Here is a 20,096-nt window from a genome sequence, read left to right on the forward strand (position 1 = left end):
TGGGGGATTATAAAGAAACGTCTTTGGTAGCAAGTGATTATGTTTGATACATACATAGTTAGGAGCTGCCCCATATATTTTTCGTCGCTGATGTATTACGAAAAGGGGGGCAGTATCCCAACAATGGTAGTAGTCTTGTTACAAATCTCATCTCATTTTTTTAAAGTAGATTATGTAGGAGTAGTGCTTATATGTCTAACATATATCCATACCGTGGGACCGATATAATGTTTTCCCCATATTTCCCTAATTTCTTTCGTAATCTATAGACAAGGGTATTAATTTCTTCTCGTCCTACGTCTGGTTTTTCATTTTGATATAAAATGCGTTCAGGCCAAACGGTAATTTTGATTTCATCATAACTTACTGCACAACCTTTATTTTGATGTAACAACCAAAATAGCCCTGTGTCTTTACTTGTAAGATAAATTTGAACACCGTCAATTAGTATTTCTCTTCGTTCGATATTAATCGTTAATCCAATACAATCATCCACATTGTTCTTTTGTATTATAGGTAACTCAAGAGTTTTATCGAGACTGCTCTTCGACTGATGGTGGAAAGTAAGAACAGAAGTGCCTTGCGCTAAACTAATAGTATCCATATCGTGAAGGAAAAAAGGTTTGTTCTTCTCAATGCTAGAATAATTAACTTCTGTTCCGTGTTTACTCATAAGATCAATAATATAAAAATTTCCACATTCCACACCAATTAAAGCATGTTTTCTTGAAATATATTGGCTAATAAAAGCAACGTCAGGTGTAAAATTGCTCCCTTCACGCCCTAATAAAACTTCGTTATTTGTAATAGTAATTCTATTTTGCTTAGTAAGTGTTTCTCCCTTATTTATTGAAATATAAACATCCTGATCTAACATCTCTATACTCCTTAAGGAACAAATTTTGTTTAAAGTATGCAAAATGTATCTTATCACATGAACTTAAAATGTAAAGAATCAGAAAAGGAGAAGTCCGTCTGATTACTGTTAGCGTTTTGTTAGCGTTATGTTATTGAACAAGGTAACCTCTCCTTCTAAAATAAACAAAGAAAAGGAGGAGTTAGAAACATGATGAAAAAATTATTGAGTTCAAAAAAAGCATTATTGTGTGTGTTAAGTTTCGCAGTAATTATTGGATCTTTCTTATTGCCAATAGAAAAATCGAAAACATACGCATCTACTAAAAGTGAGGAAAATGAGGGCGTTTTTAAAGGCAGAAATCAAACAGAAATTAGCAACGAGGATGGTACGGTTAAACTAACAAAAATAAATGATGAAGTTTGGGTCCACACTACCTATATAAATATGGATGGCTTTTCAGTACCAGCAAATGGTCTGCTTATTAACTCATCTAAAGGTCTTTATCTTATAGATGCTACTTGGAATGACCAATTAGCAAATGAACTATTAAAAATGATTGACCAAAATTTCCATAAACGTGTAAAGAAAGCGATTATTACTCATCATAAAATTGATCGTGTAGGGGGGATTCAAGCGTTATTGGATGCTAAAATTCCCGTTGAAAGTACGTCATTTATTGCAAAAATGATGAAGGATGAAGGCTATCCGCAAATTAAAACTACCTTGGATCGAAACCCTGTATTTAAAGCAGGGAAGGTTAGTATAGAGACATATTATCCAGGTGAAGCGCATACAAGAGATAATATTGTTGTATGGTTACCTCAATATAAAATTTTATTTGGCGATATGATTTTTGCACTTGAACAAGGTAATGTCGGAATAATCGACGAAGCAAATATGAATGCGTGGCCATATACAATGCAAAATCTCATTAATAAATATCCAGACGCAAAAGTAGTTATTCCTGGGCATAAAAGTTGGGGAGATTTTTCGCTTCTCACGCATACAATAGATAACTTAAAAAACTATGAATTAGCTAACCAATAAGTAAGCTTAAACAAGTGTGAGAAGTTAGCCTCTTCTAACTATTTCTATCTTGAAATTAGGCAAGCATTAGGATGTAAATAGAGTTTCATGCAATAACCACATGTGATAACTTTGTTGCAATCTTTAGAGCATTAAATGCTACAAATTATTATAGTGAACATGCATTTTATATATAGGACAGCAATAGAGCCATCTAACTATAGATGGCTCACAGCTTGTCGACAAAAGGGATTAAGAATAGAAATCTTACTCCCTTTTGTTATTTTTTATTGTAAAAAAGGGGTTCTTACTTTCGTGTTGCCATACTCTTCGAGCATCTCCTCCCTGTAAAGCTGTTTGCCATGATTATAGTAGACTGTTAGAAATTCATATAAAGTTGATTGGAGTGAAGGGCGGGTGACTCCTGCTCAGAAAGCACAGTACGTAAGACGCGGGCATTCCTCGCGTTAGCAAGGGTTGCGGCTTACGATGTGCCCGCGGAAAGCGCCCGCCCGTAGCGGAAATCAACGGCAGTAGACCTCTAATGTATTTAATGATTCAAGCAGACGGCTATCCTTATAATCAATGCGAAAATTGTACTGTATTTTAACTTTGTCCTGCGAAAAAGCATGTTGACACTATTTGATTGCAGCGGAGGGTGGGCGACTCCTGCGGGAACAGCACAAAACGTAAGACGCGGACATTCCGCGCGCTAGCGAGGGTTGCGACTTACGATGTGCCCGCGGAAAGCGCCCACCCATAGCGGAAATCAACCGCAGTAGTCATCACCTATATTAGTTTTTTTAAAAAAAGGACGATAGACAAATTCGAAAAACCTCGGGTTTGTCTACAGTCTGAGAGCCATCTAACTATAGATGGCTCTATTTAATTTAGAAGAATACCTTAAATGTAGAACGACAAGAATAGAGTAATTTACAACGCAATGATGTGGACGCGGTCTTGTCGGTCTAGATATAATAGAAGTAATGATAATTATGGGTATTCAGTTACTTTTAGGATTTATGATGATATGTACATCAATCTAATTATCCCTTTTGAAAGGAGTGCAAAAATGATTAACTCAAATAATCCAATACCTCTCCATATACAATTAAGAAAAATGATTGAAAAGAAAATTAATCAAGGTATATATATCGGTAAAATACCAAGTGAACGTGAATTAATGGAAGAATTCAATGTTAGTAGAAGTACAGTGAGAGAAGCCATCTCACATTTAGCAATAGACGGTATTGTGGAGAAAAGACATGGTAAAGGTACATATATTACGAGAAAACCAGTTCATTACTGGTTAGGTAATTTAATTAGTACGACTAAAAGTATTGAAAATATGGGAATGAAGCCAGGAACGAAGTTAATTAAACATGGGATTGTGACGGTTCCAAATGAAGTGAAAGAAGCGATCAATTTAACTGAAGCATATTTGATTAAGCGTGTACGTTATGCAGACGATATGCCAATCGCTATTGAGACACAATACTACCCAATTGAAATTGGCGAAAAGCTTTCTAAACTCGATATTAAAAGTGGTACATTGTATGACTTATTAGAGGATGAAATGAATATTCAATTACATGATGCAGATGAGGTTATTACGAGCAAGCCAATTTCCAAGGAGGATTGTAAATTGCTTGATATTAAGGAAAACAGTAATACACTCCATCTGACTCGCTTTGTTTACGATATTAATGGGGATCTTATTGAATATTGTATAGCTGATTATAATCCTGGTAAGTATGCATTTCACTTCAAGTCTCAACGGTTAAAGAAGCAATAAAACTGGATAATTAAATTTTAAAAACTACTGACAAATGGGGAGTCAGTAGTTTTTTAAAAAAATATATAAATAGTTACTATTGGGGAATAGTAATTATTTTCACTTTGAAAAAGCTAATTGTTTACTTTCATACACAAATTCACCATTAATAATCGTAGCTAAAATATGAATGTCTTTAATTGTCATAGGATCAACGGCTGTAGGGTCCTTATCTAAAATTGCGAAATCAGCTAATTTTCCTATTTCAATACTACCTAAATCCTGTTCGTCGAAGTTCAATTGCGCACCATAAATCGTCATAGATTTTAAGGCACTTTCAACATCAATTTTTTGTTCTTCTCCTAATACATGCCCATCTCTCGTTATACGGTTAACTGCTGCCCATACTGAAAAGAGTGGGGAAATAGGTGTAATAGGACAATCGGAATGTAATGTATATAATAAGCCTAAATCATCGGCTTCTTTTAATGGGTTCATTCTCGCTGCTCTTTCAGGCCCTAAAAAGATGTTTTTATGGCGATCGCCCCAGTAATAAACATGATTAATGAAAAATGAAGCAGCAATATTGTAGTCTTTCATTAATTTCAAATCTTCAGGTGTAGCAGTTTGCACATGTTCAATTCGATGACGATGATCGCTTTGTGGTGAAGTATCAAGTGCATACTGATACGCTTCTAAAATCGAGCCTATAGAACGGTCTCCATTTCCGTGTGTTGCTATTCTATAGCCACGATTATGGAAATCTAATACGTAATTGTTCAAAATATGTTGTGGGAAAATAAGATCTCCATATAAATTTGGATCATTATAATATGGTTGACGTAAAGCGCCAGTAAGTCCTTGAATGGAGCCATCTTGGAATAGTTTTGCACTATCTAACTTGGCCATGCCGTTAGAATCTTTTACTATTTTTTGATTTAGTTGATGTGCATCATATTCCTCGAAAATACCACCCTCCAATAATAAATCATTCATTATCATGAATCGCATTCGCATTGGATGTGCTTTTTCTTTCAATGCCTCAATATGGATATCGTACTCAATTGGACCTAATGTTAATCCAACCCCTGCATCCGTATTCGTTGTGATTCCTTGTGCTAAATAATCTTGAGAAGCTATGCGAATTAACTCAATTACTTCTTCGGTCGATGGAGTAGGGATACTATTGAAAACTAAGTCCATTGCAGCTGGCTCATATAAAACGCCATTTAAATTATTGAATGCATCCCGTCCAAAATGTCCCCCATCTGGGTCTTTAATAGAAGCATCTAACTGCGCGATTTCTAGTGCTTTTGAGTTTGCAACTGCAAGATGATTTGAAATATGGCGGATAAATATAGGTCGATCTGTACTTACTTTATCTAAGTCTTCTCGAGTAGGATGTCTATTTTCAGTAAGCATTGTATCATCATAGCCAAAGCCTAAAATCCAACCGCTATCAGCGCGTTCGTTATGGAACTCCGTTAACTTACGTAATATATCTGTAATGCTTTTATTATACGTCGGGGAACAATCTACTTGAGACTTGTTTAGCGCATAGATTAATAGATGGTTATGTGTATCGATAAAACCAGGAATTAACGTTGCCCCATTTAAATCTACTTCGTTAATGCTTTTAGTCAAAACTAAAGATTCTTTAACTCTAGTAAACTCATCCTCAGACCATAATCCTACAATTTTTCCCTCGTAAGAAGCTAAAACATTAGCACGAGTACTTTTGGCATCTAACGTAATAATATTTGCATTTTTAATAAGTAAATCAACTGTAATCATTTTATTGACCTCCTAAAAGTAATTTAATTTAACCAATATTAATAGAAGTAACGGTATCGATAACAATGAAAAGATTGTTGAAATAACTGTGACAATAGCACCTAATTTATCATTTGCATTATATTTACTAAATAAAATAGATGACAATGTTAGAGCAGGCATCGTTGCTTGAATTAGTAAAGTTTGTGCAATGATATGATCGACCGTAATAAAACTAATTATGATAAATACTACAATCGGTAAACCAAGAAGTTTCACTAAAGTAGGAATAATCGATTTACTTTTCAGTACTGTAAATTGAGATTTATTTACAGACATAATTAGTATCCCGATATAAAACATAGCAAGTGGTGATGCCAGTGCAGCTAATTGATTAGTTAATGTAATAAAAATAACGGGAGGACGATAATTAACAAAAGCAAAGAATAAGCCACATACAATTGCAATCGTAGGAATATTAATCATCGATTTTAACGTGCTAAATGAAAATTTCATCGTTTTTTGCAACAGCATAACCCCAACAGTCCAGATGACCAAGTCCACACCTGCATCAAAAATTGCGGCATATAAAGCACCTTTTGGACCTAAAATTGCAGCACATAAAGGTATTCCGATAAAACCTGTATTGCCAAGTCCAGAGAGAAGGGCAACTTCAGGTTTCATCGTACTTTCCTTATCAAAAATAGTAATCAATAGCCATCCTAAAAAAATGCCAATTAGACAAATCATTATAGATAATATAAATACCATGCCAATATTTTTAAGAATAGTAGGGCTAATCTCTACCTTAAATATGCTTGAAAGAATAATACAGGGCATCGCAACGTTCACGATGATTAGTGTATAGGTTTTACGAGTGCTTTCATTAATAGGTGTAATTCGAGCAAGTAATATACCTATTAAAATCATAAATCCTATTAATAGTATTGATTCAAAGACAATAGAATACTCCATTAAATGCACTTCCTAAAACGATCATTATTAAACTATTTCTCCATGCGTACAGCTACTATCGGTGTTAGCAACTGTTTGTTTTTAGATGTTAGTAGACTCACAATAATCAACACAGGGAAGTTGAAACATAATGCAATCAGTCCTGTATTAATTGCAAAAATACTAATACCTGCAAATTGGAAGGATAATGCGATTACCGTACCCGTTAGAATACCTGCACCAACCCCTATCGCAGTAGCTCTTTTCCAAAAAATAATGGAAAGAATACCAGGCAATATTTGACCAAAGCCAAAGTAAGCTGTGTTAATTAGATTTAGCATTAAACTTGGAAGAGATACAGTTAACAACATTGAAATTAATAAATAAACAATAACAACAACTTGTGACCATTTACGTTGTTTATTTTCTGGAATACTTGTCACAATGTTACGAGTAAAAATACCACCAACTACTAAAGAAATAACGGCTAGTACGAGTAGCCCTGATAGTGCGGCCCCAGCAGCTACTAATCCAACTACCCATGAAGGTAATAATTCAATGGAAGTTGCAATAAATGCATGGTTAGGGTTATCAATGTTCGGTAAAGCAACTAGAGCAAAATATGCCGAAGCAATTAAGAATGGATACATAAGCATATACAGTGGCATAAACCTTTGAGCACGCTTAATTGTCCCTTCTGATTTACTTGTGAACAATACATTTATAATAAATGGGAAACAATAGAAAGCTACTGCTTGGAAAATAATTGTCGTTATTGAAAACGTAACTTGTTCTGTCGAACCAAAAGATAATGAAGCACCGTGTTCTTTTGCAGTAGTAAATAGATTATTTACACCATCAAGTTTTGAAAAGGCTGCCCAACCTACGATAATAATAGCTGCGAATAAAAGAATATCTTTTAAAATTGATATAACAGCAGGTGCTTTTACTCCAGAAATCGCAACATACACATATGCAATAGCCCCAGCAATGATTACAGCAATAATAGGTGGGAAATCGAAGCCTAAAGCATTTAAAGCAACTATAAGCCCTTCAAACTGTAACTGTCCCCAAGGAATGAGGAATAGTAAACAAGTACAAGCCACTAGTAATTCTAAAGGTCTGCTAGAAAAATGGCTTTTGAATAAATCAGGAGCGGTCATCGCATTGTAGTGTTTGCCAGCCCGCCAAATAAGAGGTGAAAGGAAGTAGCCTACTGGATAGGCTAAAAGAATGTATCCTAGAAACCAAATTCCGTAGCTAGCCCCTTTTGCGTATATACCTCCAGGAAACCCAATAATTGTTCCGATACTATACACTTCACCGATTGCAAGGAAGAATAAGATAAATCCGTTAAAAGATCTTCCACCAACTAAATAATCTGCTACGTTGTCTTTTTTCGATTTACCTTTTGAAAGAACTGCTAGAATTAGAGAAAAAATAAGAACACCTATGAAAATTGCAACTGCCATTATCCATCCCACCTTGTAAATTAATTAATCATAATTTTTTTTATCGAAGAAAAACCAAGAACAAGAAATACAAATAGATGTCAGAATGAACCATAAGAACATCCAAAAATAAAGAATAGGAAAACCTAAAATAAAATGTTCGGAGTAACGAAAATAAATTAACCCACCAGGTATACAAACAACTGGTATAACAAGACCAATAAAGACATTCAAAATTGTTTTGCGGGACATAGTATAACTCCTTTCTAAAAAGTAAATAACTATAACTTGTCATGACGTACGTACCAGTTGCGTTATATTCATTTACATTTCCATGGTTTATTTTGGAATAGTATATAAATTTTAAAAAAGGTTGTCAACATAATAATGGTGTTAAAGTAGAAAAAAATGATTTAAAAGAGAATTATTATTTAGTATATAAATATCTTTTATAGGTATTTTCACTTAAATTTGAAGGTGGAAAAGAGGATATTGGGACTCGGAAATGTGATGAATAAAGTATGTCTAAAGATTCTGATAATATCAACGAAGTAATAGAATAATTTTACTAAGAGAACAATGAAAACACAGGGGAATGAAGGGCGCAATACAGAACTGGTATGATTTTTGAATATTCGGAAAACTACTGACGGATGGGGATCGTCAGTAGTTTGTCTAACATTTATAAATAGTTACTATTTGGGGAGATAGTAATTATTTTAACTTTGATAATGCTAACTCTTTATTTTCAAATACAATTTCACCATTAATAATGGTAGCTAAAATATGAATATCTTTTATCGTCATCGGATCAACGGCTGTTGGATCCTTTTCTAAAATTGCAAAATCAGCTAATTTCCCTATTTCAATACTACCGATATCTTGTTCGTCGAAGTTCAATAGGGCGCCGTAAATCGTCATTGATTTTAAAGCGGTTTCAACATCAATTTTTTGAGCTTCACCTAGTACGTGCCCTCCGCTCGTTACGCGATTAACCGCTGCCCATATTGAGAAAAGCGGGGAGATTGGCGTAACAGGGCAGTCCGAATGTAATGTAAACAATAAACCTAAATCATCTGCTTCTTTCAATGGGTTTATTCTCTCTGCTCTTTCTGGCCCTAAAAAGATATTTTTATGGCGGTCACCCCAGAAATATATATGATTAATGAAAAATGAAGCAGCAATCTGATAGTCTTTCATAAACTTCAAATCATCTGGTGTAGCTGTTTGCACATGTTCAATTCGATGACGATGGTCACTCCGAGGAGACGTTTCAAGTGCATGCTGATAGGCTTCAAGGATCGAACCTATCGCACGATCTCCATTACCGTGTGTGGCAATTCTAAAGCCCCGATTATGGAAATTTAATACGAAGTCATTCAAAGTTTGTTGTGGAAAAATAAGATCCCCATATAAACTTTGATCACTATAGTATGGTTGTCGTAATGCTCCTGTAAGCCCCTGAATAGAGCCATCTTGGAATAGCTTCACGCTATCTAATTTAGCCATGCCATTAGAGTCCTCTAAAATTTTTTGATTTAGTTGATTTGCATCGTATTTTTCGAAAAAGCCATCTTCCAACAACACATTGTACATAAACATTAAACGCATTCTCATTGGATGTATATGATCGTTTATTGCATCTATATGAATATCATATTCTGCCTGTCCTACCGCTGCATCTGTATTAGTAGTGATTCCTTGTTCAACATAATCTTGCGCAGCAATACGAATTAAATCCATGAATTCTTCTTTTAAAGGAGCAGGAATATGATCGTAAACAAAGCTCATAGCAGCATGTTCATATAAAACCCCATTTAAATTATTCGCAGCATCTCGTCCGTAATGACCGCCTTCAGGATCGTTCACAGAAGCATCAATATTCGCAAGTTCCAGTACTTTGGAGTTGACAACGGCAATATGATTTGAAATATGGCGGATAAATATAGGGCGATCTGTACTTACTTTATCTAAGTCTTCTCGAGTAGGGTGTCTGTTATCTATGAGCATTGTATCATCATAACCAAAGCCCAAAATCCAACTGTTGTCATCTCGCTTCTTATGAAACGCCTCTAAATTGTATACGATATCTGCAATGCTTTTATTATGCGGAGATGAACAATCTACTTGGGCCTTATTTAAGGCATACATAAATAGATGATTATGTGTATCAATGAAACCTGGGATTAATGTTGCCCCATTTAAATCGAGTTCCTTTGCATTTATTTCGAGAACTAACGAATCCTCTGCCTGCTTAAATTGCGCTTTAGACCATATTCCTACAATTCTTCCTCTATAAGAAGCTAAAACATTAGCACGAGTATTTTGAGCATCTAAAGTGATAATATTTGCATTTCTTATAAGTAAATCAACCTTCATCATATAATTCCTCCTAAAAGTAATTTAATTTAACAAAAATTAAAAGAAGCAATGGTATTGACAATAAAGAAAAAATTGTTGAAATTACTGTTACAATTGCACCTAATTTATCGTTCGCATTATATTTACTAAATAAAATAGATGACAATGTCAAAGCAGGCATTGTAGCTTGAATTAATAAAGTTTGTGCAATTACATGATCGAGCGTAATAAACCTTATCATTATGAATGCTACAACCGGCAAACCTAGGAGTTTAACGAGTGTAGGAATAATCGATTTACTTTTTAGTGCTGTAAATTGCATTTTATTTACAGACATTATAAGTATTCCGATATAAAACATGGCGAGTGGAGAGGCAAGTGCGGCTAATTGATTTGTTAACGTAATAAAAATCATAGGAGGACGATAATTAACAAAAGCGAATAATAAGCCACACACAATTGCAATGGTAGGAATATTAATCATCGATTTCAGCGTGTTAAATGAAAATTTTACCGACTTTTGCAGCAACATAACGCCAAAAGTCCAAATGACCAAATCAACACCTGCATCAAAAATGGCAGCATATAAGGCACCTTTAGGCCCTAAAATAGCCGCACATAATGGTATGCCGATAAAGCCTGTATTGCCAAGTCCAGAGAGAAGGGCAACTTCAGGTTTCATCGTACTATCTTTATCAAATATAGTGATGGATAGCCATCCTATTAAAATGCCAACTATACTAATAATAATTGACAGCCCAAAGACTATACCAATATTTTTAAGAATAGAATGATCGATTTCTACTTTAAAGATACTCGATAGAATAATACAGGGCATCGCGACATTTACGATAATGAGCGTGTAGGTTTTACGAGTACTATCATTAATCGGCGTAATCCGAGCAAGTAATACACCTATTAAAATCATAAATCCTATCAATAAAATCGATTCAAAGACAACAGTATACTCCATTAAATGCACTTCCTAAAACAATCATTAGTAAACTATTTTTAATGCACATAGAGACTTAGATTTCAGTAAACTGACAATATAACGTTTTAAGTTCAGTAAAATGCAAGAGGAACACTACATAACCACATAGTATTGATGGATAGAGAATAACTCCTTTCTAAAAAGTAAATAAAATAACTTATTGTGATGTACGTACCAGTATAGTTAGGTTTATCTACCTTTTGAGGTTTAATTTGGAATAGTATATAAAATTTAAATTACGATTGTCAACATAAAAATGGTTTAAAGTAGAAAAAAATAATTCGAAAGAGAATTATTATGCATTTTCAAAAATGTGACATAGTTATTTCTAGTATATAATTTTTTTATAGCTATTATTACTGTTGCATTATCTAAGTATTGGACAACAAAGAACGGTACTATTTCCTTCGTCTGGTTTAGCGTATTTACCCTCTTTTGTATTAAAAAACTTCTTCTAAATAGTAAATTTATGCTTTTTGAATTAAACTATTATAAACGGAAGGAGATAATTTATTATGCATTCAATTAACAAAATAGGTGACCGTTTTTGGTTTATTACGCCAATCTCAGAAACCGATCGTCCCATTCTAGGAATGGTAGTAGGCAATAACAAAACATTAATGATCGATGCAGGTAACTCGGAAGATCATGTACAGTATTTTCAGGATGAACTTTTAAAAATGGGGGTTCCTAATGCGGATATGGTAGTTTTAACGCACTGGCATTGGGATCATATTTTTGGCCTTTCAGCATTACGTAATCTCGTTTCCATTGCTAGCAGCGCAACAAAGGAAGAAATGGAGAAATTAATTCCGTTCTCTTGGTCAGATGAAGCGATCGATGAGCGTGTAAAAGAGGGAATTGAAATTGAATTTTGCGCTAGTGCGATTAAAGAAGAATTCAAAGATCACCGTGATATTAATATTGTTTTACCAGATATGACGTTTGATAAACGGGTGGAAATTGATCTAGGTGGGATAACTTGTATTGTTCAACATGTTGGAGGGGACCATGCAGCGGATTCTGTAGTTGTCTATATTAAAGAAGAAAAGATTCTTTTCCTTGCTGACTGCATTTATCCTAATCTTTATGCTGTAAAAGAAAATTATACAATTAAGGAAACACTGCGATTATTGGATGTTTTAGAGCAATTTGATGCAGACACATATATCCCTTCCCATCAAAAGCCGATTTCAAAAGAAGAGTTTAATCAAGAAGTGGTGAAGCTTCGAACAATTGCCAACTTTACAGATCGTCTTGGTGGAGACCAACAAAACATTATTAAGGAATATGAAAAACACGTTCAAAGAGAACTGACAGAAGACGAACGCGAAACAATCGCTAACTTTGTAAATGGTTATTAATTCAAAATAATAATACTGCGGTTGATTTCCGTTACGGGCGACGCTTTCCGCGGGCACAGAGTAAGCCGCAACCCTCGCTAACGCGCGGATTGTTGCGTCTTACGTGCTGTGCTGTTCCCGCAGGAGACGCCCCCCTTCACTCCAATCAACTAGTGTCACATTCTCTTGCAGAGGAAAAGTATAAAATACAGCACAATTATCGCACTTAGTCGTCTGCTTCAATTATTAAAAAATAACTTTAGAAGACTACTGCGGTTGATTTCCGTTACGGGCGACGCTTTCCGCGGGCACAGGGTAAGCCGCAACCCTCGCTAACGCGCGGATTGTTGCGTCTTACGTGCTGTGCTGTTCCCGCAGGAGACGCCCCCCTTCACTCCAATCAACTAGTGTCACATTCTCTTGCAGAGGAAAAGTATAAAATACAGCACAATTATCGCACTTAGTCGTCTGCCTCAATCATTAAAAGATAAATTTAGAAGAATACTGCGGTTGATTTCCGTTACGGGCGACGCTTTCCGCGGGCACAGGGTAAGCCGCAACCCTCGCTAACGCGCGGATTGTTGCGTCTTACGTGCTGTGCTGTTCCCGCAACTAGTGAAATTGTTTGAGAATTGTTTGAGTGCCTGACACCGATAAAAAAGGCATTAAGAATGACTTCTTAATGCCTTTTGTCGATGAACTGAGGAAGTAGTGTCCGCCACTTCCTTTTTCTTTTTTATAAAATTAAGCTAACAATAATACCTGATAGCACGCTTACAAGTGTAGCACCAAATAATAATTTTAAGCCAAAGCGTGCGACTACATTACCTTGCTTTTCATTGAGACTTTTTACAGCACCGACAATGATACCAATCGATGAGAAGTTGGCAAAGGAAACAAGGAATACAGAAAGAATACCCATTGTACGTTCACTAAAGTGATGATCGCCTCCTGATAAATCCAACATCGCCACAAATTCATTCGTTACCAGTTTAGTCGCCATAATTGATCCAGCACTAACTGCTTCAGAGAAAGGAATCCCCATGATGAAGGCAACTGGTGCAAAGATATAACCTAGAATACTTTGGAACGAAATGCCGAACAATAGCTCAAACACACTATTGAATCCAGCCATCAATGCAATAAACCCAATTAACATGGCGCCGACGATAATGGCAACCTTAAAGCCATCAAGAATATATTCACCAAGCATTTCGAAGAAGGATTGCTTTTCATGTTCTATTTCTAAAATATCCTCGTTCGGGTCAATTTCATACGGATTCATAATTGTAGCGATAATAAAACCACCAAATAGATTTAGAACTAATGCCGTCACAATATATTTTGGTTCTAGCATTGTCATATAAGCACCTACGATGGACATGGATACAGTTGACATGGCCGATGCACATAGAGTATATAATCGCTGTTTAGAAAGTAGACCGAGCTGTTTTTTTAATGTGATGAAAACCTCTGATTGGCCGACCATCAATGAAGCAACAGCATTATAAGATTCAAGTTTTCCCATTCCGTTTACTTTACTTAATACCCATCCAATTCCTTTCATAATAAACGGAAGGATTTTTAGATGCTGTAAAATCCCAATTAATGCAGAAATAAATATAATAGGTAGTAATACTGTTAAAAAGAATGGCGCTTCCCCTTCGTTCGCTAAGCCGCCAAAGACAAAGGAAACCCCTTCGCTTGCATATTCGAGCAACTTGTTAAAAACAGTAGCTATGCCCTTAATAATAATTAACCCAAATTCTGTATTTAACAATAACAATGACAATAGAATTTGAATAACAATCATGGTGATAATTGGTTTGAATTTTATTTCTTTACGATTGGTACTTGCCAACCATGCCAAAAATAGCACAATAAGAATACCTATAATTGAAATAATGTATTGCATATGTAACCTCCTGATGAATTAAAACATGATGTGTTAGCTTTTCATAAAACCTTTCGCATTAGAAACTTTTTTTATTTTGATTGTAGTTATAATGTGTATATTGCCCAATTTAATAAAAAGAAACCGTACGTATTAATTTTAATTAAGCTTTTCTGTTTAATGGTAACTAAGTGATATTAATAGAAAGTTGATAAAAAAGCAAAAAAAATGATTATAAACGAGTTTTTTGGTGAGTCTTAGGAAATAAAAGGATGAAAAATACACTTATTTACATACCTGAATTTAGTTAATAGCTCGGCTGACAAATGATACTTAGATATAGGATAATGGTGATATATTCGAAATAGACAAACCTATTTAATGAAGGGAGTGCAAATTAATGAATGTGGAAGAGGTAATGCAAGAACTTGAGGCGCTAGGGAAGGAACGAACTAAAAAAATATACATGTCCAATGGTGCACATGAGCCACTTTTTGGAGTGGCAACAGGTGCAATGAAGCCTATAGCGAAGAAAATAAAAATTAATCAACCTTTAGCTGAAGAGCTTTATGCATCGGGGAACTATGACGCAATGTATTTTGCTGGCATTATTGCCGATCCTAAAGCAATGACGGAGTCCGATTTTGACCGTTGGATGGATTCGGCATATTTTTATATGTTGTCTGATTATGTAGTAGCTGTTACGTTAGCCGAAGCGGATATTGCCCAACAAGTTGCTGATAAATGGATTGCTAGTGGGGAAGAGCTGAGGATGTCAGCGGGCTGGAGCTGCTACTGCTGGCTTTTAGGAAATCGTAAAGATATTGAATTTTCCAAGGATAAGATTGCCACTATGCTAGAAAACGTGGAAAATTCAATTCACGATTCGCCAGAAAGAACGAAATCTGCCATGAATAATTTCCTAACGACAGTAGGTGTTTCGTATATACCACTGCACGACATGGCGCTTGCCACTGCTAAAGCGGTGGGGCTAGTAGAACTAAAAAAGGACAATAAAAAAAGTAGCTTCCTTCATGCTTATGAAAGTATTCAAAAGGAAGTTTATAAAGGAAGAATTGGCTTTAAACGTAAATATGTTAGATGTTAAAAGTACCGAAATCACCTAGTGTGAGCATCATTAACCCTTGAGTTTCGAGGGTTTTTTATTACTGCTAAATAGACATTACCCCGCAAGTTAGTCTTGTAAGGAGGACTTTAATGAACCAACATAAAATCTCTGTTATACCATACAGCCCTGAATTTTCTAGGGAAACAGTAGCAATGTGGCGTGATAGCAAGGAAAAGGCCATTGGTCAAAAAGAAATACACAGCTTTGAAGATCATGTTTATTTTTTAAATCATATATTACTTGAGCAATATCAAATAGATTTAGCATTTATGGAAGAGTCAGTTGTTGGGATGATTGCCTATCATGATAGTGAGATAAGCCAACTATATATTCATGTCGATTATCAAGGGTTTGGTATAGGTCGCACATTATTAAATAAAGCAAAAAGCCTATCAAGTGGGAGATTAACATTATATACATTTGAAATAAACGAAAAGGCACAACGTTTCTATGAAAAACATGGATTTGTAGTTATCGGTAGAGGGCATGAAAATGAAGAAAATTTACCTGATATTCAATATGAATGGATAAGTCAACATAATAACTCCTAGCGAAAATTTCCAGGTTTGTGTGCCTGGCACTTTACAGGTGAAACTTATTGCCGAAACAACCGTATATGTTTAATAGTAAGATTTTGTAAAGGGGATATTACATATGCGAAGTCGTTCTATTAAACAAGTAACACCTCAAAATTTCGGGATAGTTTTTTTACATGAGCAATTTGATGAGATTTATAAGCAATGTAATGAAGACTTTAAAGAGATGATTTCTTATGAGCAGTTTAATGAGCTGGCGAGGTCCTTTAACTCGAATGTTAAAAACTATGAATTAATTAGTGAGACAACATTAAATTATGTACATTCATATGTTTGGGTAGATGATCAGCAAGAAAAAGCTATAAATGTCATGATGGATTCACACAATAGGATACATGGGTTATTATTAAAACCTTTTTTGAGTTTTCCAGAAAGTGATAAAAAGTATACGCAAAATACATATATCATGCCTTTGAATGAAGAATGGTATGTATTTTGGGGTGGGGTAAATGAATTTATCAATTACCATTATGCTTATGAAACGCAAAGGTATGCATATGATTTAGTAATTATGAAGAACGGTACAACATTTAAAGATTCTGCAATGTGCAATGAAAACTATTACGCTTTTAATAAAGAAGTGCTGGCACCAGCAGACGGTAAAGTTGTACAGGTAATTGATCATTTAACTGATAATGCTCCTGGCGAAATGAATGCATTACAACCAGCTGGAAATTTAATCGTTATTGAACATAATAATAAAGAATATAGCATGGTAGCCCATTTGAAAAATAAATCCAGTCTTGTACAAATAGGAGATACAGTTAAACAAGGAGATGCGATTGCCCTGTGCGGAAATTCAGGAAATTCCTCAGAGCCACATATCCATTTTCAAGTGATGGACTCCCAAGACTATATGAATTGTCAGTCGATACGTATTCGTTTTCCAGAAGGTAAAGAACCGATACAAGGTGATTTTACAAAATAATAGACAAAAAAGAACCGATGAGCGAATTTCTTGTTCATCGGTTCTTTCTTGTTTTTTAAATGCTTTGGATTAACTCACTATATTTAAGTGAAAGCAGGTTAAGGGAGTAGTTTTTAATTTTATCGGTTGCAATGATGCCTGTTAGAATACACTCAATCATGTCTTTATATTGGTAAATTAAGTGTATTTCGTTCATAAAAGGTGTATCGATAGTAATGCCATCTTGAATAGTTTTTAACACTACTTTTTGTTCCTCATATACATAAACTAGTTCGTATTTTGAATTGTAAATTAATGTAGTGATTTCTGGGAAAATTTTCTTATCGTTTAAAACCTCTAAAATGACATCAACCGATTTTACACCTTCTATAGATTGCAAATGTGAAAAGGTTTCACGTAGTTTTTTTTCTAAAAAATCAGTACTCATTGAAAATCTCCTTCTTTTTAAAAATTTTATATCCATTTTTATAAACTAATTATTAATTTTGTGATTATAGTATCAGATGGCAGTAGTAATAATTATTAAAATACTTACTGTTTTTTGAATTAATCGGGATAGTTTCATTTTAAATAAATTTTTAATGGTAGTAAATACTGTATAGATAAAAATTCAAATATAGTCTATAATGACTAATTATAACCATTATATTGAAAAAGGGGTCTAGTATGTCTATCACAAAGAAATTAGTTTTAGGTTTTATGACAATGATGTTGATAACACTTGTATCTAGTTCAAGTATTTATTTACAAATTGTCGATATCGGTAAGCATTATAATAGTACTTTAACAGTCGGTCTCCCACAGCTCTATGCGACAGGGGATCTCAATAAATACATAGCTTTGGAAGGGTCACAAGTACAAACATATCTTTTAGGAGATGAGGAGTCGTTAAATCATGTGCGTGAAACACAAGCGATAGTAGATGAAACGATGAGTTTACTGAAGGAACAATTCGATTCAGAGGAAGCGAAACAAACGTTAAGTAATGCAAGTGAAAAAGTGGATACGTTTGAAAATGAACTTGAAAAGGTCATCGCATTAAATCAAAATGAAGACGTTTTTGCAGCTGCTGCTTATTACACGAAAAATGTTATTCCTATTCGTGGGGAAGCAATAGATGCATCTGATGAGTTAAAAGATTTAATTGAAGCCAATTTCGATCAAGCTCAGCAAGAAGCAAATCAAAATGCAAAAGAATCATTCCTTATCGCTATTAGCATTATTTTAGTGTCGATTTTAGTAGGGAGTGGCATTGCTTATGTATTGAATAGAAAGATTGCAATACCCCTACGTCAATTACAGCAAGGAGTAAAGACAATTGCAGCGGGGGATTTAACCGCTGACGATATTCAACTTCGCTCTAAGGATGAATTAGGTCAACTTGCGGTAGATTTTAATTCTATGAAAGATATTTTGAGAAGACTTTTAAATCAGTTTGCAGAAAGTGCTAGTCAATTAAGTGCGTCTGCTGAACAATTAAGTGCTTCAACGGAAGAAGTGACGGCATCTTCTGTTGATATCGCAAATCAAGCAGAAGTCGCATCTGAAAACACGTTGACGACTGCAACATCAGCACGGGAAAATGCTGTCGCAATGGACGAAACAGCTAGTGCTGTACAACATATTGCACAATCTTCACATGTCTTACGAACTTCCGCTTCTGAGACAACGGATGTTGCAAGTCAAGGTGTCATAAACATTCAGTCGGCAAGTGACCAAATGTCAACAATTTATGATGCAACGAAAGTAACGACTGAACTTATTCAACGTTTAAGTAAACAAACCGAAGATATCGAGCATATTTCAAAAGTTATAACAGGCATTACAGAACAAACGAATCTGCTGGCATTAAATGCTGCTATTGAGGCAGCACGTGCAGGGGAGGCTGGGAAAGGATTTGCTGTAGTAGCTGATGAAGTAAGAAAATTAGCAGAGGAATCGAATAAATCTGCAGGACAAATTGTCACACTTACGAATGAAATACAAAAGGATACAAAAAATGTGGAGCAGGCAATGCGTGACAGCTTACATACAGTAGAAACAGGTGTCGAAATAATCGAAAATGCTGGGACTTCTTTCAATGATATTGTACAAGCAGTTGATCATATGAGAACGCAGATTGAAAACATTTCTGCTGTGACAGAGGAAATTTCCGCAAGTACTGAACAAGTTTCTGCCTCAGTCACACAAATTGCTGCTTTATCAGAAACGACAGCTGAACAGGCAGAAGGCTCACAAGCAGCTTCACAACAACAGCTTTCAACTTTACAAGAAATAAGCGCAGTCGCAAATGATTTAAGCAATCAAGCAATGGACTTACAAACAATTGTTAGTCACTTTAAAATCTAAATGACTACAACACATAATGACGAACAGCTTAAAGTGCTTAAAGTGCTGTCCGTCATTTTGTTTCTTCCGATGTTTAGCTGAAATAAATATGGTTCTTCTCTACACTAACTCTTTATTTCCATGGTACTATATTGCCAGTTTTTCCGTCTCATAGCATCCCGCTTCAGTAATAACAGGGTTAATAAATGAAACACCGATTAAACGTAAGCCTAATGCAGTCATTTCATAGTCTTTTTCATATTTAACTCCTCCTATATATTTTAACGAAATTATTGCAAAAAGTTTTTTGGTCAAATAAAAATAGTCAAATAAAAAAAGAAATTTTACAGCATTTTATGGAGGTGCAAAGTATGAATTATGTTACGGTAGAAATAATTGATACTGTGGGGTTAAATCCAAGAGAAAGAATAATGTTGCAAAATACGGTGTTAAATTTTGTTGCTATGAGTAATGCGTTAATTTTGAAAGAAGATGTAGTAATCAATCCTTTGGAACAGGACAATGAAAATATTGGCGTTGTCTTAGTTTATGCAAAACCATTAAATGATGAACAAAGTGAGGCCATCACACAAGCTTTGTCCAAACGATTCATCACGTATTTTAAAATGAGTGAGTTAGATTTGGAAGCTCTTATTAAAGTTCATTGATGATGGCATAGTGAATAG

The 20,096-nt window shown here is 34.9% G+C and carries 17 protein-coding genes; 8 read left to right on the plus strand and 9 right to left on the minus strand.

Going from position 1 to position 20,096, the window contains the following annotated elements:
* Positions 1-187: 187 nt before the first annotated feature.
* On the minus strand, positions 188-877 hold the full coding sequence (locus JNUCC52_RS18040; RefSeq protein WP_337980494.1) for an FHA domain-containing protein: 690 nt from the start codon (positions 875-877) through the stop codon (positions 188-190).
* A gap of 189 nt (positions 878-1,066) precedes the next feature.
* On the opposite strand from JNUCC52_RS18040, the gene bla reads away from it, so the two are divergent.
* Both bla and JNUCC52_RS18050 read left to right on the plus strand, forming a co-directional pair.
* Positions 1,067-1,906, plus strand: coding sequence for a subclass B1 metallo-beta-lactamase (gene bla / locus JNUCC52_RS18045; RefSeq protein ID WP_337980495.1), 840 nt, complete (start codon positions 1,067-1,069; stop codon positions 1,904-1,906).
* A gap of 1,051 nt (positions 1,907-2,957) precedes the next feature.
* Positions 2,958-3,680, plus strand: coding sequence for a GntR family transcriptional regulator (locus JNUCC52_RS18050; protein ID WP_173479509.1), 723 nt, complete (start codon positions 2,958-2,960; stop codon positions 3,678-3,680).
* Positions 3,681-3,779: 99 nt separating this feature from the next.
* Here JNUCC52_RS18050 and JNUCC52_RS18055 read toward each other — a convergent pair whose 3' ends face one another.
* From JNUCC52_RS18055 to JNUCC52_RS18080, 6 genes are all read right to left on the minus strand, one after another.
* Complete coding sequence (locus JNUCC52_RS18055) at positions 3,780-5,453, minus strand: amidohydrolase (RefSeq protein WP_337980496.1); 1,674 nt, start codon at positions 5,451-5,453, stop codon at positions 3,780-3,782.
* Positions 5,454-5,465: 12 nt separating this feature from the next.
* Entirely contained in the window at positions 5,466-6,407 is a 942-nt protein-coding gene (locus JNUCC52_RS18060; protein WP_173479511.1) for an AEC family transporter, read from the minus strand.
* A 32-nt stretch (positions 6,408-6,439) separates the two neighbouring features.
* Positions 6,440-7,858, minus strand: coding sequence for a sodium:solute symporter family protein (locus JNUCC52_RS18065; protein WP_173479512.1), 1,419 nt, complete (start codon positions 7,856-7,858; stop codon positions 6,440-6,442).
* Between the two features lie 24 nt (positions 7,859-7,882).
* Entirely contained in the window at positions 7,883-8,089 is a 207-nt protein-coding gene (locus tag JNUCC52_RS18070) for a DUF3311 domain-containing protein (protein ID WP_173479513.1), read from the minus strand.
* A 462-nt stretch (positions 8,090-8,551) separates the two neighbouring features.
* Positions 8,552-10,219, minus strand: a complete 1,668-nt coding sequence (locus JNUCC52_RS18075; RefSeq protein ID WP_337980497.1) for an amidohydrolase — start codon at positions 10,217-10,219, stop codon at positions 8,552-8,554.
* A 10-nt stretch (positions 10,220-10,229) separates the two neighbouring features.
* The gene (locus tag JNUCC52_RS18080) at positions 10,230-11,171 is read right to left on the minus strand and encodes an AEC family transporter (protein WP_139860486.1); all 942 of its coding nucleotides are present in this window, start codon (positions 11,169-11,171) and stop codon (positions 10,230-10,232) included.
* A 536-nt stretch (positions 11,172-11,707) separates the two neighbouring features.
* Between JNUCC52_RS18080 and JNUCC52_RS18085 the strand changes: the two genes are divergently transcribed.
* Entirely contained in the window at positions 11,708-12,556 is an 849-nt protein-coding gene (locus tag JNUCC52_RS18085; RefSeq protein ID WP_337980498.1) for an MBL fold metallo-hydrolase, read from the plus strand.
* 715 nt (positions 12,557-13,271) lie between these two features.
* Here the strand turns inward: JNUCC52_RS18085 and JNUCC52_RS18090 are convergent.
* A complete protein-coding gene (locus JNUCC52_RS18090) occupies positions 13,272-14,450 on the minus strand; it encodes a NupC/NupG family nucleoside CNT transporter (RefSeq protein ID WP_173479515.1) in 1,179 nt (392 codons plus the stop codon).
* A gap of 379 nt (positions 14,451-14,829) precedes the next feature.
* Between JNUCC52_RS18090 and JNUCC52_RS18095 the strand changes: the two genes are divergently transcribed.
* The 3 genes from JNUCC52_RS18095 to JNUCC52_RS18105 all read left to right on the plus strand — a co-directional run bounded on the left by JNUCC52_RS18095 (position 14,830) and on the right by JNUCC52_RS18105 (position 17,082).
* A complete protein-coding gene (locus tag JNUCC52_RS18095; RefSeq protein WP_337980499.1) occupies positions 14,830-15,537 on the plus strand; it encodes a DNA alkylation repair protein in 708 nt (235 codons plus the stop codon).
* Positions 15,538-15,647: 110 nt separating this feature from the next.
* On the plus strand, positions 15,648-16,109 hold the full coding sequence (locus JNUCC52_RS18100) for a GNAT family N-acetyltransferase (RefSeq protein ID WP_337980500.1): 462 nt from the start codon (positions 15,648-15,650) through the stop codon (positions 16,107-16,109).
* A gap of 103 nt (positions 16,110-16,212) precedes the next feature.
* Positions 16,213-17,082 carry a M23 family metallopeptidase gene (locus JNUCC52_RS18105; RefSeq protein ID WP_337980501.1) on the plus strand — a complete coding sequence of 290 codons (870 nt, stop codon included), beginning with the start codon at positions 16,213-16,215 and terminating at the stop codon, positions 17,080-17,082.
* Positions 17,083-17,137: 55 nt separating this feature from the next.
* Here JNUCC52_RS18105 and JNUCC52_RS18110 read toward each other — a convergent pair whose 3' ends face one another.
* Positions 17,138-17,509, minus strand: a complete 372-nt coding sequence (locus tag JNUCC52_RS18110; RefSeq protein WP_337980502.1) for a hypothetical protein — start codon at positions 17,507-17,509, stop codon at positions 17,138-17,140.
* Between the two features lie 239 nt (positions 17,510-17,748).
* Between JNUCC52_RS18110 and JNUCC52_RS18115 the strand changes: the two genes are divergently transcribed.
* Together JNUCC52_RS18115 and JNUCC52_RS18120 are read left to right on the plus strand one after the other, a co-directional pair.
* Positions 17,749-19,431 (plus strand): methyl-accepting chemotaxis protein, encoded by a 1,683-nt coding sequence (locus JNUCC52_RS18115; protein ID WP_337980503.1) that lies wholly within the window; start codon positions 17,749-17,751, stop codon positions 19,429-19,431.
* Between the two features lie 350 nt (positions 19,432-19,781).
* Positions 19,782-20,078, plus strand: a complete 297-nt coding sequence (locus JNUCC52_RS18120; protein ID WP_337980504.1) for a hypothetical protein — start codon at positions 19,782-19,784, stop codon at positions 20,076-20,078.
* Positions 20,079-20,096 lie beyond the last annotated feature (18 nt).

Source organism: Lysinibacillus sp. JNUCC-52 (assembly GCF_015999545.1).
Lineage (GTDB): Bacteria > Bacillota > Bacilli > Bacillales_A > Planococcaceae > Lysinibacillus.

What these genes read in the sequence shown, in the direction of transcription:
- JNUCC52_RS18040 (WP_337980494.1), bottom strand. Translation starts at nt 877, where the DNA reads ATGTTAGATCAGGATGTTTATATTTCAATAAATAAGGGAGAAACACTT.
- bla (WP_337980495.1), top strand. Translation starts at nt 1,067, where the DNA reads ATGATGAAAAAATTATTGAGTTCAAAAAAAGCATTATTGTGTGTGTTA.
- JNUCC52_RS18050 (WP_173479509.1), top strand. Translation starts at nt 2,958, where the DNA reads ATGATTAACTCAAATAATCCAATACCTCTCCATATACAATTAAGAAAA.
- JNUCC52_RS18055 (WP_337980496.1), bottom strand. Translation starts at nt 5,453, where the DNA reads ATGATTACAGTTGATTTACTTATTAAAAATGCAAATATTATTACGTTA.
- JNUCC52_RS18060 (WP_173479511.1), bottom strand. Translation starts at nt 6,407, where the DNA reads ATGGAGTATTCTATTGTCTTTGAATCAATACTATTAATAGGATTTATG.
- JNUCC52_RS18065 (WP_173479512.1), bottom strand. Translation starts at nt 7,858, where the DNA reads ATGGCAGTTGCAATTTTCATAGGTGTTCTTATTTTTTCTCTAATTCTA.
- JNUCC52_RS18070 (WP_173479513.1), bottom strand. Translation starts at nt 8,089, where the DNA reads ATGTCCCGCAAAACAATTTTGAATGTCTTTATTGGTCTTGTTATACCA.
- JNUCC52_RS18075 (WP_337980497.1), bottom strand. Translation starts at nt 10,219, where the DNA reads ATGATGAAGGTTGATTTACTTATAAGAAATGCAAATATTATCACTTTA.
- JNUCC52_RS18080 (WP_139860486.1), bottom strand. Translation starts at nt 11,171, where the DNA reads ATGGAGTATACTGTTGTCTTTGAATCGATTTTATTGATAGGATTTATG.
- JNUCC52_RS18085 (WP_337980498.1), top strand. Translation starts at nt 11,708, where the DNA reads ATGCATTCAATTAACAAAATAGGTGACCGTTTTTGGTTTATTACGCCA.
- JNUCC52_RS18090 (WP_173479515.1), bottom strand. Translation starts at nt 14,450, where the DNA reads ATGCAATACATTATTTCAATTATAGGTATTCTTATTGTGCTATTTTTG.
- JNUCC52_RS18095 (WP_337980499.1), top strand. Translation starts at nt 14,830, where the DNA reads ATGAATGTGGAAGAGGTAATGCAAGAACTTGAGGCGCTAGGGAAGGAA.
- JNUCC52_RS18100 (WP_337980500.1), top strand. Translation starts at nt 15,648, where the DNA reads ATGAACCAACATAAAATCTCTGTTATACCATACAGCCCTGAATTTTCT.
- JNUCC52_RS18105 (WP_337980501.1), top strand. Translation starts at nt 16,213, where the DNA reads ATGCGAAGTCGTTCTATTAAACAAGTAACACCTCAAAATTTCGGGATA.
- JNUCC52_RS18110 (WP_337980502.1), bottom strand. Translation starts at nt 17,509, where the DNA reads ATGAGTACTGATTTTTTAGAAAAAAAACTACGTGAAACCTTTTCACAT.
- JNUCC52_RS18115 (WP_337980503.1), top strand. Translation starts at nt 17,749, where the DNA reads ATGTCTATCACAAAGAAATTAGTTTTAGGTTTTATGACAATGATGTTG.
- JNUCC52_RS18120 (WP_337980504.1), top strand. Translation starts at nt 19,782, where the DNA reads ATGAATTATGTTACGGTAGAAATAATTGATACTGTGGGGTTAAATCCA.